The organism is Thalassotalea ponticola, from assembly GCF_041379045.1.
Classification (GTDB): domain Bacteria; phylum Pseudomonadota; class Gammaproteobacteria; order Enterobacterales; family Alteromonadaceae; genus Thalassotalea_A; species Thalassotalea_A ponticola.
The window spans coordinates 195409-212205 of sequence record NZ_CP166871.1; the positions used below are offsets into that span (position 1 = coordinate 195409).

General features: G+C 46.4%; 16 protein-coding genes. 4 read left to right on the forward strand and 12 right to left on the reverse strand.

The window, feature by feature from the left end:
- Positions 1-56 precede the first annotated feature (56 nt).
- The 11 genes from trmH to ACAY30_RS00925 all read right to left on the reverse strand — a co-directional run bounded on the left by trmH (position 57) and on the right by ACAY30_RS00925 (position 10185).
- Positions 57-767: a tRNA (guanosine(18)-2'-O)-methyltransferase TrmH gene (gene trmH / locus ACAY30_RS00875; protein ID WP_290251238.1), complete on the reverse strand. Its 711-nt coding sequence runs from the start codon at positions 765-767 to the stop codon at positions 57-59.
- Between the two features lie 5 nt (positions 768-772).
- Complete coding sequence (locus ACAY30_RS00880; RefSeq protein ID WP_290251237.1) at positions 773-1162, reverse strand: RidA family protein; 390 nt, start codon at positions 1160-1162, stop codon at positions 773-775.
- An 11-nt stretch (positions 1163-1173) separates the two neighbouring features.
- Positions 1174-3291, reverse strand: a complete 2118-nt coding sequence (spoT, locus tag ACAY30_RS00885) for a bifunctional GTP diphosphokinase/guanosine-3',5'-bis pyrophosphate 3'-pyrophosphohydrolase (protein WP_290251236.1) — start codon at positions 3289-3291, stop codon at positions 1174-1176.
- Between the two features lie 147 nt (positions 3292-3438).
- On the reverse strand, positions 3439-3714 hold the full coding sequence (rpoZ, locus tag ACAY30_RS00890) for a DNA-directed RNA polymerase subunit omega (protein WP_290251235.1): 276 nt from the start codon (positions 3712-3714) through the stop codon (positions 3439-3441).
- 125 nt (positions 3715-3839) lie between these two features.
- Complete coding sequence (gene gmk, locus ACAY30_RS00895) at positions 3840-4463, reverse strand: guanylate kinase (protein ID WP_290251381.1); 624 nt, start codon at positions 4461-4463, stop codon at positions 3840-3842.
- Positions 4464-4555: 92 nt separating this feature from the next.
- Positions 4556-5299 (reverse strand): HAD family hydrolase, encoded by a 744-nt coding sequence (locus ACAY30_RS00900; RefSeq protein WP_290251234.1) that lies wholly within the window; start codon positions 5297-5299, stop codon positions 4556-4558.
- A 10-nt stretch (positions 5300-5309) separates the two neighbouring features.
- Positions 5310-6230 (reverse strand): aminotransferase class IV, encoded by a 921-nt coding sequence (locus ACAY30_RS00905; RefSeq protein ID WP_290251233.1) that lies wholly within the window; start codon positions 6228-6230, stop codon positions 5310-5312.
- 180 nt (positions 6231-6410) lie between these two features.
- Positions 6411-7598: an amino acid aminotransferase gene (locus ACAY30_RS00910; protein ID WP_290251232.1), complete on the reverse strand. Its 1188-nt coding sequence runs from the start codon at positions 7596-7598 to the stop codon at positions 6411-6413.
- A 179-nt stretch (positions 7599-7777) separates the two neighbouring features.
- A complete protein-coding gene (locus ACAY30_RS00915; RefSeq protein ID WP_290251231.1) occupies positions 7778-8482 on the reverse strand; it encodes a DUF445 domain-containing protein in 705 nt (234 codons plus the stop codon).
- Between the two features lie 118 nt (positions 8483-8600).
- Positions 8601-9080 (reverse strand): hypothetical protein, encoded by a 480-nt coding sequence (locus ACAY30_RS00920; RefSeq protein ID WP_290251230.1) that lies wholly within the window; start codon positions 9078-9080, stop codon positions 8601-8603.
- 232 nt (positions 9081-9312) lie between these two features.
- Positions 9313-10185 (reverse strand): mechanosensitive ion channel family protein, encoded by an 873-nt coding sequence (locus ACAY30_RS00925; protein ID WP_290251229.1) that lies wholly within the window; start codon positions 10183-10185, stop codon positions 9313-9315.
- Between the two features lie 339 nt (positions 10186-10524).
- Here ACAY30_RS00925 and ACAY30_RS00930 point away from each other — a divergent pair, with 339 nt between their 5' ends.
- Positions 10525-10893 (forward strand): CidA/LrgA family protein, encoded by a 369-nt coding sequence (locus ACAY30_RS00930; RefSeq protein ID WP_290251228.1) that lies wholly within the window; start codon positions 10525-10527, stop codon positions 10891-10893.
- Positions 10883-11614: an LrgB family protein gene (locus tag ACAY30_RS00935; protein ID WP_290251227.1), complete on the forward strand. Its 732-nt coding sequence runs from the start codon at positions 10883-10885 to the stop codon at positions 11612-11614. Before ACAY30_RS00930 ends, ACAY30_RS00935 begins: the two co-directional genes overlap by 11 nt.
- A gap of 62 nt (positions 11615-11676) precedes the next feature.
- Here the strand turns inward: ACAY30_RS00935 and ACAY30_RS00940 are convergent, their stop codons facing one another.
- The gene (locus ACAY30_RS00940) at positions 11677-12549 is read right to left on the reverse strand and encodes a LysR family transcriptional regulator (protein ID WP_290251226.1); all 873 of its coding nucleotides are present in this window, start codon (positions 12547-12549) and stop codon (positions 11677-11679) included.
- Positions 12550-12670: 121 nt separating this feature from the next.
- On the opposite strand from ACAY30_RS00940, the gene ACAY30_RS00945 reads away from it, so the two are divergent.
- Positions 12671-14233, forward strand: coding sequence for an NADH-quinone oxidoreductase subunit L (locus ACAY30_RS00945; protein WP_290251225.1), 1563 nt, complete (start codon positions 12671-12673; stop codon positions 14231-14233).
- The gene (locus tag ACAY30_RS00950; protein ID WP_290251224.1) at positions 14233-16776 is read left to right on the forward strand and encodes a YbcC family protein; all 2544 of its coding nucleotides are present in this window, start codon (positions 14233-14235) and stop codon (positions 16774-16776) included. The genes ACAY30_RS00945 and ACAY30_RS00950 overlap by 1 nt, the downstream gene beginning before the upstream one ends.
- The last annotated feature ends 21 nt before the right edge of the window (positions 16777-16797 follow it).

Sequence of the window (16797 nt, forward strand, 5' to 3'; positions counted from 1 at the left end):
TTTCCGTTGGACGTTTCACCTATTTGCTGACGTTGATCACGCGCTAACACTGAGGGTTAATCGTCGAGATCTTGCCACGCTTCTTTGTTCATTTGCATTTTTTGCCACCACTGCTCGCTGGCGACGATTTGGCCGTCGGCATCAATCTGCGGATAAGGCAAGCCCTTGCGTTGGCACGCTTGGGCAAAAATCGGGTGACCGCCTTCAAATAACACTTTATTGCGTTGCTCTTGGCTAAGCTGCGAAGGGGTATCGTACATTCCCGCAGCTTGGCGCTGGCGTTGTGCCTCATACAAGGTTACCGCGCACGCTACGCTCACGTTTAACGATTGCACCATGCCGACCATCGGAATAATAATATCTTGGTCGGCCATTGCCAACGCCTCGTCAGACGCACCAAACTTTTCTTGACCTAAAATGATCGCCGTCGGCTTGGTGTAATCAATATCGCGAAAATCGACGGCAGTATCAGACAAATTGGTAACCAATATTTGCATACCCTGCTCTTTGAGACGACTAAGTGCCTCTTTGGTACTGGTATAATTGTGTAAATTGACCCAGTTTTGCGAGCCCAGAGCGGTGCCACCACCGACGCGCATACGCTCATTTTTCCACACGGCGTGAACGTCGTTGACGCCAATTGCATCACAGGTGCGCACCACAGCGGCTAGGTTGTGTGGTTTGTGCACGCCTTCCATGCATACGGTTAAGTCTACTTGGCGTTTGTTGAGCATATCGAGTATGCGTTTGTGTCTTTCAGGAGTCATAAATATTAGTTTAGGTTAGGAAGTTCCAAAATGCCGTCTATTTCGATATCCACGCCCTTGGGAAGTTGGCTGACGCCTATCGCTGCGCGCGCTGGATACGGTTGGACAAAGTACTGCGCCATGATTTCATTGACCACGGCAAATTGATTTAAATCGGTCATATAAATATTGACCTTGACCATATCATCGAGTCCACCACCGGCAGCTTTACACACCGCTGACAAATTTTTAAATACCTGATGGGTTTGCGCGGCAAAGTCACCATCGACAATAGTCATCGATTCAGCAACGAGCGGGATTTGACCAGAAAGATACACCGTGTTGTTGACTTTAACGGCTTGACTATAAGTGCCAATAGCACTGGGTGCGAGGTCTGTATTGATGATTGTTTTCATTGTAATCTCTTTTATTTTCTTGGTCTAAACACGCGCTGAACATCCGGCATTCTTTTTATTTTACGAATAATATCAGCAATATGGATGCGGTTTTGACAGGTTATTTCCATCGAAATAAGGTATAAGTTCGAATCTTTTTCTTCTGTTGATAAGGTGCGAATATGGGAATCCGCCTTGGTAATAATAGCGGTTAGCTTGGACAAAGCACCTTGGTGGTTGATGATTTCTACTTTTATCGCCGCCACAAACTCGTTGTCGATATCCTCATCCCAACGCACGGGGAAAAATTTACCCAGTTCTTTTTCTCGGCCTTTAATATTGCGACAACCGTCTTGGTGGACCATTAAACCTTTACCCGAACTCATGTAGGCAACGATATCGTCACCAGGTATCGGGTGACAACACTTGCCATAAGTAACTAACATGCCCTCAGAGCCTTTTATCGGCATTTTTGCTTTGCCGTATATCGGCGCTTTCGCGTCACTGGTAAATTCACCGGTTAAACGCCGCGCAATACCAATACTCAGTGCATTGCCGAGGCCGATGTTAACCATTAATTCGTCGAGATCCTTATAACCGGCTTCTCTCACCACTTCGTTAATGACCTGCTCACTAATACTTTCAAGCTTGGTACTGCCCAGTGCGTGGGTTAGTAATCGGTGACCTAAATTGAGCGACTGGTTGTGTTCCATCGAACGCAGGTAGTTGCGGATTTGCAATCGGGCTTTGGCAGTGACCACAAAATTGAGCCACGTCGCGTTGGGGCGTGCCCCGCTCGAGGTAATAATTTCTACCGTCTGTCCCGATACCAGAGGCTTTCTCAATGGATATGGCTTGCGTTCTGCTTTGGCACCAACACAGCTATTACCTACATCAGTGTGCACCGCATAGGCAAAGTCGACAGCGGTGGCTCCCATAGGTAACTCAATAATTTTGCCGTCTGGGGTAAACACGTAAATCTCTTCTGGGAAGAGTTCGGTCTTTACGTTTTCAATAAACTCAAAACTACTACCAGCGCTGTGTTGTAGTTCCATTAAGCTCTGCATCCATTTGCGTGCGCGCACTTGCGCGGTGGTGCCGTCGTTAGTATCGCTTTGTTGTTTGTACAGCCAGTGAGCGGCAACCCCTCTATCCGCCATGTGGTCCATATCTTGGGTGCGTATTTGAATTTCCACCGGTATACCGTGCGGTCCGACGAGAGAGGTATGCAACGATTGGTAGCCGTTGGTTTTGGGAATGGCGATGTAGTCTTTAAAGCGGGTTTCAATTGGCTTGTACAAATTGTGCACCGCCCCTAAAGCGCGATAACAGGTATCAAACTTGTTATCGACAATAATGCGAAATGCATAAATGTCCATCACCTCGTTAAACATTAATTCTTTGCTCAACATCTTTCGATAAATCGAGTAAAGGTGTTTTTCACGTCCGACGACTTGTGCGTCAATACCCGATTCTTCCAAACGAGCGGCGATCTCTTGGCGAATATTTTCAATGATTTCTTTGCGATTGCCCCGCGCCTGTGAAACCGCTTCTTTCAGAGCTCGATGACGCATTGGGTACAAGGCTTGAAAACCCAACAGCTCCAATTCGTTTTTAATGCCGTGGATACCTAGCCTGTTGGCTATCGGGGCGTAGATCTCCAGTGTTTCGCGAGCAATGCGTCGGCGTTTATCGGGGCGCAAAGCTCCTAAAGTACGCATGTTGTGGGTGCGGTCGGCAAGCTTTATTAGAATAACCCGAATGTCCTGCACCATAGCCATGATCATTTTGCGAAAGTTTTCGGCTTGCATCTCTTGCTTGTTGCTGAAGCTGAGCTTATCGAGCTTACTCACCCCTTCGACGAGCTCGGCGACGGTATTGCCAAATTGTTCGGCTAACTCATCACCAGTAACCTCGGTATCTTCAATGACATCGTGTAATAACGCAGCCATTAAGGTTTCGTGATCTAAGTGCATTTCTGCCAAGTTACGCGCCACCGCCACAGGATGAGTGATGTATGGATCGCCACTTGAGCGCATTTGTCCATCGTGAGCGTTTTGGGCAACGATATATGCTTGTTTTAATTGTTCAACTTGGTCATCAGGCAAATAGGTTGCCGCCAGTTTTTTTAATGGTTCAAAAAGGTACACTTAATGCTCCAACACCATATGTTGCGAAGAATGTTATAGGTTACTACAGGATATGATTGGCTCTTCTAAAGATACCCTTTAATTGCAAGAAAGCCAATGACAGAGTCATTGGCTTTTCTTTATACGTCGACATAAGAGAGTGCTCTCTTATACTTGATTTCCAACAATAGCAGCAACGGCAGCAAGCTCAGCTGATTCGTGCTGAACAGCTTCTTGGCGATCTGCGTTGTCCATAACTTCGTTGTTAATTAGGTTAGCTTCAATTTCACGAAGCGCCAACACCGTTGGTTTGTCGTTTTCTTCTTCAACCATTGGGTCTTTACCACCGGTTGCGATTTGACGTGCACGACGAGCGGCAACAAGTACTAGGTCAAAACGGTTGCCTACTTTTTCAACTGCATCTTCAACAGTAACGCGAGCCATCTATTTACTCCACAAAGCTAATTTTAAATCGGTAAGTACGATAGTTTACTAAATGCTTAATCTTTATGCTAGATCTTTGTCGATCTAAATATTGATCATCGGTATTTATTTTACCTGCCTTACTGTTACTGGCTCACTAGCTGTTCGAATAACGACGCGTATTTTTGCGTTTGTTGAGAGCGCTTCAGGCGCTGGTTGTTGATGATAATATTGAGATCGTTCAACGCTTGCTCAAAATCGTCATTCACCACAATGTAATCGAACTCTTGATAGTGCGAACACTCGGCTTTAGCCGCGGTCATTCGATCGCGTATCACCTCATCGCTGTCTTGGCCGCGGTTGCGCAAGCGTTGTTCGAGCGCACTGATTGACGGTGGACAGATAAAAATACTGGTTACCTGTGGTTTTTTTAGCCGAACTTGTTGTGCACCTTGCCAATCAATATCGAGAAATACATCAATACCTTGCTCTAGCTGTGCATCAATGGCGGCTTCGCTGGTACCGTAATAGTTACCAAATACCTCTGCCCACTCGTAAAATTCGCCATCGGCAATGCGTTGTTCAAATTGCTCTTTGCTGACAAAGTGGTAGTGTACACCGTCTTGCTCACCGGGGCGCGGTGCTCGGGTGGTGTGTGATACTGAGACCTGCATTGGTCGACTGTTGTGTTGCTCTAACAGAGCTTTGATTAGGCTTGATTTGCCGGCGCCGCTCGGTGCCGAAAGAATAAACAGGTTGCCAGAAACCATCACTTTGATTCCTCAAAATGTAAGATACGCTAATTTGCATGCTATTGTAGCCTAAAAGGCTTGAATCGACTATATCAATTAGACCGATAATTTTAGCGTTCAACCACCGAATCGTTGAGCGTTAGGCGCTGTTGATATAAGTCCAAATACAGTGACATCGAACTTTGTACTAGCTGTTGCTGCGCCTCGGTAAGGGGCTGATTGTGTTGTTTAAATGGGCTAAAACTCGTCGAATTCTGCACGTTTTGGTACCAATGACTAGCCCAAACACCATCACTAGCTCGCGATCCTTTTGGCCAACAAAGCATGGCTGGATCAAAGTCAATGTCGAGTTGGCGACAAAGCGCTTCTAACATGCCCTTGGGGTTGTTGACCACGTCATCACTGTCAATAATCGGAATGTGCTTACCGGTTATGGTACACAGCTGTTGATACAGTTGATGCTGGCGCACAATGCCGATGTCGTCGGCGTTCACATCGGTCATTTTTTTCACATAGGATTGCACCACATCGCGCGGGTTGCGAATTAAAAAACAATGGTCTATCGATTTACACCAGCTCAGATCGATCTCGTTTAACATGTGATGAGTCATCATTTTTTGATAGCAGATCGGCGTGTTGAAAGTACCGGTAAGTTGGTTGACTACCTGTTGCCAAGTACTCGGTTGACTGGCAATAACAGATTCGGCCATGGGGTGTGGCAACCCCGTTTGCTGCAAATAATAGCCGTAAAACGGTTCGTCAATAACTTGGCAGTCACCTCGATTTTCAAACGAGCGCATCATTGCCGTTGAAATATTGCGCGGTCCCGACCACATGGCGATTATCTTGCTCATTATGTCACTCCTAGCGGCATTGTTCGCAAATCATTTGTTGATAAAGGTCTTGCAAGCGTCTAACCATCGGCCCTTTGCCATCATTGGCAAAGCTGCCAATAGTTCGCCCATCGACTTGCGCCACTGGGGTTACCCCAGCAAAGGTTCCGGTAACAAATGCCTCATCGGCGGCATAAACGTCAGACAAGGTGAAGTTACCTTGTACCACGCTTATTCGATGTTTTTTGCACAGCTCAATGACATTGCTGCGGGTGATACCGGCGAGACAGTAATTACCAGTTGAGGTGAATACGGTGTTATCGCGAACGAAAAAAAAGTGGGTCGAATTACAGGTGGAGACAAACCCGTGAGGGTCGAGCATCAGCGCCTCATCTGCACCGGCTTTAGTAGATTGTATGCAGGCAAAGATGCAGTTGAGTTTGGAGTGGGTATTGAGCTTTTGATCCTGTACATCAGGCGCACCGCGCCGCACGTAGACGGTATAGAGATTAAGACCGAATGTATCACTGGTGGGGGAAGGTTGTTTGTATTCGGCAATAATCACAATGGTTGCTTTGCCAACATTGACTCTGGGATCCTGATACGGCGTTGATTTTTCACCGCGGGTCACCATTAAGCGAATGTGCACATTATCGTCCATATTATTGGCTTGGCAGGTGTAGAGGATGCGCTCGATAAGCTGTTGTTGACTGATGCCGATATCTAAATCTAATGCTTTGGCACCATCGTAGAGTCGACGCATATGACGGTCGATAAAAGGCAGTTTACCCCGATGTAGGCGCAATCCCTCCCAGACGCCATCACCTAAAATAAAGCCAGAATCAAAAACCGATATTTTCGCCTCATTCCGGGCGAATAGCTCACCATTGATGTTTACTTTTATATCTTGGTTACGCGGATCGGCGCCGCTGTGATGACTACCTTTATGCATGCAAAGCTCTGTATAATATAAAGAAAATACTTAGGCTAAGTTAACGCTAATTATGGTGTTGGTCAAATAGTATACGAAGTGAAAAAATGCGAGAAAGAAAGCGTAGCAAGGTGTAAAACACGAGCAGCTAACCGGGCTTGGCTAAGTCCGGTTAGCTGTGATGACGTAACGCAGGATGCCTTAAAGAACTTTGGCTATGCTCTTGGCTAAGTAATCCACGTTTGAATTGGCAATGCCGGCAATGCTCATGCGACTTGAGCCAACCATGTAAATGCTAAACTCATCTTGTAGGCGTTGCACTTGCTCAGGGGTAATGCCTAAAAATGAAAACATACCTTTTTGTTGGGTGATAAAGTTAAAGTCGCGGGTTACGCCTTGTTCTTTTAGTTTATCTACCAGCAGTTGGCGATTACCATTGATGCGGTTGCGCATTTGAGCCAGTTCTTGATGCCATTGCTGAGTCAATTCTGTTGAGTCTAAAATGGTTTCAACAATGGCGGCGCCGTGCGCAGGTGGCATTGAGTAAATACAACGAACAACACTCAACAACACCGAGTATGCGACGTCGGTAACGGTGCTGTCTTTACCAATGATCGAACAGGCGCCAATGCGCTCGCGGTATAAGCCGAAGTTCTTTGAACACGAGCTGGCTAAGATCATTTCATCGACGCTATCAGCCATTAAACGCACGCCATAGGCATCTTCGTCTAAGCCATCGCCAAACCCTTGATAGGCCATATCAATAAGTGGAGTGAAACCCTTTTGTTTGGCTATCTCAGCCATGACTTGCCATTGTTGTTGATTTAAATCCATACCACTTGGGTTGTGACAACAAGCGTGGAACAGAACAACATCATCACTGGCCACGTTTTCAATGACGGCTTTCATGTCGTCAAATTTTAGATTTTTATTGTCGAAATCGTAGTAAGGGTAAGTTTTGACGTTGAGACCTGCGGCTTGAAATAGACCTGTGTGGTTCGCCCAAGTCGGGTCGCTTACCCAAATGGTCGCGCCTGGTTTACAAGCGCGGATAAATTCAGCAGCAACTCGCAATGCACCGGTGCCACCCGGGGTAGATACTGTGCGCACCCGATTTTGTTCTATTACTTGGTGCTGACCAAACGCGAGTTCGGTCATTTTTTCATTAAACAGCGGTGTACCAGCAGGACCAATGTAAACTTTGCTATCTTCGTTATCAAAGCGCATTTTCTCAGCGATTTTTACACAATCGAGAATCGCCGTATGGCCGGATTCATCTTTGTAAACACCAACGCCTAAATCAATTTTATTTGGATTTTCATCTAGTCTGTATTTTGCCAGAAGGCCCAAAATTGGGTCGGCTGGTAAAGCTGATAAATTGCCGAACATGGTCGTAATTTCCTGAATGTTAAGTGTGCCCTTACCAATGTGGTTGCGGCCGTTGCAATGAAACGTAAAGAATATATCAGAACGCGTTACAAATTAAGACAAAACTGTGAATTTTTAGCGTTGCGATGGCTTGCATCTGTGCGCTTTTTTGTACGCTTATACGCTATAACCATAGTGCACTAGATCAGTAGTGCACTAATCAAACCGATTAAGCCGCCAAATACACCACCCCAAACGACCAACCAACCAAGGTGTTTTTTGATCATGTCTTGAATAATTTGTTTAACCAATTGTGGGGTTAGCTCATCTAAACGCTTATTTACGATGGCTTCTACTTTGTCCCGTACCGAGGCGATGACATCCGGTTGCTCAAGCTCAGCGCGCACCATCTCGTGAAAACTATCACTGCTCGATATCTCAACCAATGAAGTTTTCATTTTATCAATAAACTTTTGCTTTAGTGGTTGCAATGCTTGGCTACCGCCAAACATAGCCAACATACTGGCAAACTGAGACTCTTCAATGGTCTTCACTAATGAGTCAAACGCCGGTTCTAAATCAACCTTGGCGATGATGTTCGCCAGATCAAAGTCGCTCGCTCGGCCATCTTTTTCAGACAGAAAACGATCGATATTTTGTTCGGTAAAAAATTGTGTCATCATCAAATCGCGAATGCCGGCTTTAAATTCTTCAAAGCGCGCTGGAATCACTCCTGAGCCATACAACAACGGCACTTTTTCAAATAGCATGTGAATAGCCAGACTGTTGGTTACAGCCCCCGATAAAGCAAATAAGCCAACATAAAATACAATGTCATTTGCTAGCACATAGCCAGCAACTGTTGCTGTTAACGCTAAGGTGTTGGTTATCAATGATTTATTCATAAGCAGATCATCGTTTATGGTTAACGAGTTAAGACAAAAAAGCCCATGTTACAAGGCGCTATGAAGGCTTGCAAGAGAGCTTGCGTTAGAGTCTTAGCAATGTAGCTACGATCGCCTGTTACCACGTTGTCTGAAGATATTTTAAAGTTTGGTTGTTGACGCATTGAGTAAAGCTCTTTTGTCTTTCTGCCCGTGGCAAACTGGTTAATACCGCACTTACTTGTTTGAGGTTTTGTTGGCGCTCAGATGATTCAAGATCGGCCATTTGATCGTAAAAACAAGCAAAAATACCGTAGTTTAACGCTTGATCTGAGGCGAGTGAATGTTCACCAAGACAGTCGGTTAATTGCTCCGCCAACTGCGCTTTGTCGGTGTCCTCAATCAGTGCCTTTAAATCGACCCACGATTGCTCTTTGGCGTGTAGGCAACCCGCATACATATCGGCGACAGCAACTTTTGGCATCAGCTCCTGATGCTGTTTGGCAAACGCCTTAACGATAGGGCTTTGCTCGTTGTCCTGTTCTGTTGAGTCGGTATCAAAGGCATGCGCAGTGTGGCTGAACACAGCCAGCAATATGACACTGAAAAATGTTTTCATAAGTGAGGTTCCTTGCAGGGTGTGTGCACAGGGTAATGAAAGTTGGCGTAAAAAAAAAGCCCCACACGCTGTAGGGCTCAAAAAAAGGGATATCTCAGGGAGAGAAAAGAGTGAAATAAGTCACTCACTGCCAATTATAACTAGCTTGGTTTGAAAAGCTGTTATGCAAGTGTAATCGTTGCACTAAAATTGTATCACTGCTCAGTTTGGCAACCCGCACGTGGCAAAGCCCTTACTGAGTGGCTTTCTCAACCGGATACAAATGCACATCGCGCTGTGGAAATGGAATGGTGATACCTTCCTCATCAAACGCCAATTTCAGTTGTTCGTGAATGGCAAAATAAACATCCCAGTAATGCTCTGTTTTACTCCACGGGCGAACAAACAGGATAATGGAATCACTGCCGTGCTCGGCGACAAATATATCCGGTTTAGGTTCTTTTAAAATGCGTTCATCTGCCGATAAAACACGTTCAATAACCTGTTTTACATGGGGGATGGAGTCGCTGTAACTGACGCCAAATTTCATATCGATACGGCGGGTTTTAAAGGAAAAACTGTTGATTAAACAACCGTTAGACAACAGCCCGTTGGGGATGAATACTTTGCGATTGTCGAGGGTAATCAAAATGGTATTAAAAATTTGTATTTCGTCGACTCGACCAATATAACCTTGTGCCTCAATCACATCGCCGGCTTTAAACGGACGGAAAAATAAAATGATTATGCCACCGGCAAAGTTGGCCAGGCTGCCTTGCAGTGCTAAACCGACGGCAAGACCGGCGGCACCGAGTAGGGCAATTAACGATGCTGTTTCAACCCCCAGCATTGATGCGAAAATGATAATCGCGATAGCTTTCAACGCTAAGTTGATGATGTTAAGTAGAAATTTTTGTAGGGTGATTTCAACCTTGCGCTTCGTCATCGCCGCGTCAATAAAGTTAATAAAGCGCTTTAAGATCCAAAGTGAAATCCACAGAACAATGACCGCAATGACAATTTTGGTGGCTAAAACCATCGTCATTTCGGCAAACGTATTAAGGTGATCTTGCAGTGATAAAGGACCTGCACGGTTGACAATTTCGACGTCTTCAAGGGTGTCCATACAAATTTCTCTCTCATTTTTATTGGTATCTTTGACTATAGACGATTCTCAATAAAATTTGCGTAACCAAGACATTTTTTGCGACGCTGACCACTGCAGCGCGACGAGACTTGCCCGCATCGGGTTAATAGAGTGAGTAAATCAAGGTTAAGCAACTCCTCTGTAGCCTCATTTTTGAGGCGCCTTGTTGATTAAATATGTTTAATAGCTGGCATACTTGGTATATTAGCGCGGTTGTTTACGGGGCTTAACTGGCGCTTTTTCGGCTTGAGCTGATCAGGCTGGCGCAGGTGAAGCTCAATGTGATGGTATCCATTTTTTACAGATGAATGTTGTGAGATGAAATTTATTTTAGGCTTCGCCATGTTGTTGGCGTATCAATTACTGGGTGAAGTCCTAGTGATTTTATTTGAATTACCGGTGTCGGGGCCGGTTATCGGTTTATTGCTGTTATTGGCGACGCTGATTATTCGCGGTCGCGTTGGTGAATCACTGACCACATCGTCAACTCACCTACTTAGCCATTTATCGCTGATGTTTATCCCAGCAGGAGTGGGTTTAATGACTCACTATCAACTGCTGACGAGTGAATGGTTAGCGATAAGCGTTGCACTTGTGGTTGGCACCTTGTTGATGTTGGCAAGCTGCGCACTGATTATGCAATTTTTGCTCAAGCGCTTTCAGGCGGAGGCTTTCGATGATCAGTGATGCAAAACTAGCTGCTTTAGCGACATTGTTGCAAAGCTCAGAGCTCACCGGCTTAATTATTACCTTACTGGCTTACACTCTGGCCGTGGCGCTGTTTAAGCGCAGTGGCGCAAATCCGATCGTTAATCCGGTTATCGTCTCGGTGATCATCATTATCAGTGTGTTATTGGTGACGGGCATCAGTTATGAGCAATACTTTGTCGGCGGCAAACTCGTTCACTTCTTACTCGGTCCTGCGGTGGTCGCGCTGGCCATTCCGCTATATCAACAAATACACCGCATTAAATCCTTGCTGCTACCAATTACCATCACCCTAATGTGTTCAATTTTTATCGGCGCGTTTAGTGCGATTTATTTAGTTCAGTGGTTAGGTGGCAGTGAGTTAACCCAATTGTCGATTGCGCCTAAGTCAACAACCACCCCTGTGGCGATGGGTATTGCCGATAACTTAGGTGGCATTGTGTCACTGGCAGCGGGATTAGCCGCCATGACCGGCGTAATCGGGGCGATATTTGGCACTAAGGTGTTCTCGTTGGTCGGGGTAAAAGACGACAGTGTCAAAGGCGTTGCAATGGGACTAACATCTCACGGTATCGGTACCGCGCGAGCGTTTCAGGTAAGCCCTACGATGGGGGCTTTTTCCGGTTTAGCGATGGCTCTGACCGCTTGCGTAACTGCGATACTGCTACCACTGATTTTGGCGTTTTTTAATTTCATTTAAGCTATCGCCACGTTGTCGAGTTGAGATAGCCCTTTAATGTGCTATCTCATCTTCGGCCATCACTAACCGCCTAATAATTCAGTTAAAATTGGTAAGTCCCAATGGCGCTTGGCAGTAATCGCATAAAAACTTTCGGTTACCGACTCTAAGCTGCCGTAATTTTTTAACACACCCGTTTGGATCTCGTCTTGTACGACGACTTCGGGCACCACGGCAACGCCTCCCGCATCGCGCGCTAACAGGCGCAACATTGCCATATCATCTACTTCGGCATACGGGGTAACACTGATCCCGTGTAATTCACAAAACATATCAAACTGACTGCGAATTTCGTTATTCGCACCGGGTAGGAGTATTTTGACCTCAGCCAGGGCTTGTGGAAATGACAAGGCGTTAAATTGGTCGGTATTCGGACCGACCAAACACACGCGTTGTTGCGCTAACAGTTTACAGCGCCACGGGGTACTTGAGTCAGACGCCACCGCGCGGTTTGATAAGATTAAATCCAGTTTGTGCACTTGCAGTTGGTTGAGTAAGTCATCTAGATTAGACGATTTGATCACCAACTTAATGTTGTTTTTGCCGATCACCGGCTGGAGAAAATTTTCTTGGAAGTTTCGCGATAAAGTGGCACTGGCACCAATGCGTAATTGCTGCACTTTTTGATACTCGCCCGTTTGCATTGATGCCATTAACTCGCTCGACAAATTAAAGATACTCTCGGCGTACTCCAATACCAAATGACCCGCCTCACTAAGCAGTAGCGAGCGACCTTGACGGTAAAACAAATCGTGTCCTAATTGACTCTCTAGTTGACGTATCTGCGACGACAGCGCTGACTGCGACACATTCAGTTTTTGTGCTGAGCGCGTTAGGTGACCCTCTTTTGCCACCGTCCAAAAATAATATAAGTGATGAAAATTTAAATGGCGCATAACAAGAGACCCTCAATTGTTCTGTTTACGAGAACGATTTGTGATTAACTATCTATTTTACATTGGTATCGCCTTACTGCAACATAAGTGCGAATAAAATAATGCATTAAGGGAGATCACAGTGATTGCATGGTTACTTAACGGTGGGCTTGTCGCTGTTATATATATGCTCGGGTTGATATTGAGCTTGGCTCAAGGCCAGCGGGTTTGGTCAATTGCCCGCGTAAGCGCATTGCTGAGCTTGTTAGTGAGTGTGTTGACACCACTCGTGTCATTGGTTTATCAACCGCAGACCTTATCACCCATTATTGCGTTGGTTACCGCACTCGTCGCCTTTTTGGGTTGGGTTATTATTAGTTATTCGGCCACTTATTTGCAGGGGGATTCAAGACAGCCGCGATTTGTGCGCGCGATGTTATTTACTATCGCTAGTGTATTGGTCTTGGTCAGTAGTCAACACCTGCTACTTATGGTCCTAGGCTGGAGTGCCAGCAGTGTTGGTCTGCATTATTTACTCACCCATTATCAACACAGAAAAGCCGCGCAAATTGTTGCCCATAAAAAATTTATCGTCAGCCGCTTAGCTGATGTCAGCTTGATCGTTGCACTGGCACTTATCTACCAAGCCGTTGGCTCGCTGTCGCTTGACGCACTGCAGACCAGCCTACAAAATTTATCCGCAGGCCAAACACTGCCCAACTCTCTGCATGTGGCGGCAGTGTTATTTGTTATTGCCGGCGCTTTAAAATCGGCGCAATTACCATTACACGGTTGGTTAATTCAAGTCATGGAAGCGCCCACCCCGGTATCCGCTATCTTACACGCAGGGGTGGTTAATATGAGTGGCTTTGTGCTTATCTCGCTTGCCGCCTTGCTAAACCAGGCGCCTGTAGCACAAGCATTACTGGTGATTATGGGTAGCATCACCGCGGTACTGGCGAGCTGGGTGATGATGACTCGGATCAGTATTAAGGTGCGCTTAGCGTGGTCGACATGTGCACAAATGGGGTTTATGTTGATTGAAATTGGCCTCGGGCTATACGAGCTCGCCTTACTGCATTTGGTTGCCCACTCGCTCTACAAAGCACACGCATTTTTATCGGCTGGTGACGTGGTTAAATACAATCGTCAACAGGATTTAATCGGCAAAGAAAAAGCCATATCAGGGGCAGTGATTTCAGTATTTGCCAGTGCCAGTTTAATTTGGTTGATGACCCTAGCGTGGCAGTTTTTATTCCCTAGCTTGCGCTTGCCGACCGCGGCAGTGGTGGTTCTAACCCTAGGCTTTGCGCCGCTGTTCTGGCAGGGGAAGCACGTTTCTTGGTCAAGGTTGATGGTAGGGGCTGGTTTGATAGCGGTGCTGTTTCACGTGTACTTGTTATGGCACTGGCTATTTGCCGGAATTGCTCCCACGGCCAACCCCGTCGATGGCACCTTACTGAGTATTGTGATAGTCAGTTTTACTCTGTTATACGCAGGACAAGTGGTCATTCACTTATACGCTAAACAGGCATTAGTAAAACGCATTTTTCCTTGGGTTTATAACGGTTTCTATCTCGATGAAACCTTTACCCGGTTGACCTTTAAACTTTGGCCAGCAAAACTCGATTTGGCCGGTTCAAAACCGTCCATTAGCACATCGACGCACAGTCAATATACCGACAAACCAATGAGAGATATGTGATGAGCAACGCAAGTGTAAGCAAAACTGTAACTGCGGCTGAGGATATCGGCGCAACCATAGATGATGTAGGGCTTGAACAGGCAATAACCAGCGTTTGCAACAGTATTGCGCCAACGTGGCCACTGGATCAAATGATAGCAGTGAATCCGTATTGGTCTTTGGTCGATAAGCCATTTAGTCAGGTCGCTCATCACTTGGCGCTGTTTGCTGGTTCAAATTTAACTATGTCGTTGGCTTACTATGGTAATTTGTGGCGACAAGGTGAGATAACTGAACCCGACGTACGCCAAGCGCTAGCGCAATTAACCGACGATGACAGCCGAGAACGACTAACGGCTCAGTACAATCTTGACGCCATTATTGACGCGGTGTCGTTACCAGAGCAGTCACTGCCTACTGTACCGCTGTTATGTGATGCATTAGACGCACATCGAGATTTGCAACACCAACCGGCGTGGTGTGACACCATTACTCATCAAATCGCCCAGTTTTGTGCCGCTTACTTTGATCAGGATCAGGCAGACTGGCATCCAAATGACACGCTTGGTTTGTATCAGAGCTGGCGCGAGACGCTAGCACATGATCACAGCGTGGCACTGTTAATGAAAGCACCGGATATTGCCAGTAAAGCACGCAAATTAGCCGCAACGCCTCGCTTGCAAATTGCCCAAGCGTTACAACAATTAAATGTACCCACAGAGCAGTGGCGCGACTACTTGCAAGCGATAATCTATCGCATTGGCGGTTGGGCGGCGTGGTGTGCCTATCGACAGTTTCAGGCCGATTTACAGCAACAAGACAGCGATGAGTTAGTCCACTTGTTGGCTATTCGCCTCAGTTGGGAATGCTTAATTGACGATAATATTCGCCATGCACGTTCGCTGTGGCAGTACTGGCAAAACCAGTGGCAACAGCACTTTGCCACTTATCAGCCGAATAACACTGACATTAAACTGATTTGGCAACGCGCGCACGAGTTGAGCTATCAGCGACACCTAGCTCATGTGTTGAGCTCGTCGCCGGTTAATAAACGACAACCGCAACAACCTGCGCAGGCATTGCCGCACAGACCACGAGTGCAAGCGGCGTTTTGTATCGATGTCCGCTCTGAGGTCTATCGTCGCCATTTTGAAGCACAAGGCAATGACATTCAAACCTTGGGATTTGCCGGCTTTTTTGGCTTGCCAATTCGGTATAATCCGATTGGCAGTGACGCCAAAATTGAGCATTTACCTGGGCTTTTCGCGTCATCAATGGCGGTTTGCGACTCAACCGGCTGTGATCAACAAGATAAAAAAATCGCCGCTAAACGCCAACAGGCATTAGCTAAAAAGCAGGGCTGGAAAGCCTTTGTCTCGGCGCCAACATCGGCATTTACGTTAGTCGAAACCCTAGGATTGAGTTACGTCGCCAAGTTGGTCAAGCACAGTTTGCCAAGGCGCTTCAAGCCGCAACCGACGCAGCTAGGCTTGTCAAAAGCTCAAATGCTAAAACTCAGTCCAATGCTTAACGTCGATGTCGGACAACAGTTGGAGTTGGCAAAAAATATCTTATCGGCAATGGGGTTATCAGACAATATCGCCCCCATTGTGTTATTGGTTGGACATGGCAGCGAGAACATTAACAACCCGCAAAAAGCCGGTTTGGATTGCGGCGCGTGCTGTGGTCAAACGGGTGATGTCAATGCCCGTGCCCTCGCCCATTTGCTCAACAGTGAAGCGGTGCGCCAAGGGCTAAAAGCAGAGCATATTGATATTCCAAGTGATACCAAGTTTATTGCCGCATTACACAACACCACCACTGACGAAGTGACGTTATACGACACGCACTTTGGTGACGTAGCCGATACCGAGATCTATAACCAGCACCTGTCTTGGTTAACAAAATCACTGGCTAAAGCCAGTAAACTGACTCGTCAAGAGCGCGCTCAGCAACTTGGTTTACAGGGCTTAGTCAGCGATCCTGAAAAACTCGCGCAAGCGTTTAGCAAGCGAGCGACCGACTGGTCGCAAACGCAACCTGAGTGGGGGCTTGCCAATAACGCGGCGTTTATCGTTGCCCCGCGCCATCGCACTCAAGGCCTTAATTTAAACGGGCGGACGTTTTTACACGACTATCAAAGTGAACGCGATGAAGATGCCAGTTTACTGACTCAAATAATGACCGCACCTATGGTGGTAACCAATTGGATTAACATGCAATATTATGCATCGACCGTTGATAACTCGCGTTACGGCAGTGGCAATAAAACCCTGCACAATGTGGTTGGTGGACGCCTCGGCGTGTTTGAGGGTAATGGTGGTGACTTGCGCATCGGCTTAGCAAAACAGTCATTACACGATGGTGATAATTGGTTGCATCAACCGCTTAGGCTCACGGTGGTGATTGACGCCCCGAGTGAAAAAATTGAATCGGTGATAAACCAGCATCACCTGGTGGCTAATTTAGTCAATAATAACTGGTTATACATCGCTCGCTTTGCTGATGATGGCATCCACTTTTATCAACAGGGACAGTGGCAAGCGCTAACCGATTGTCAATAAACGCGCTTAAACCAATGTGCG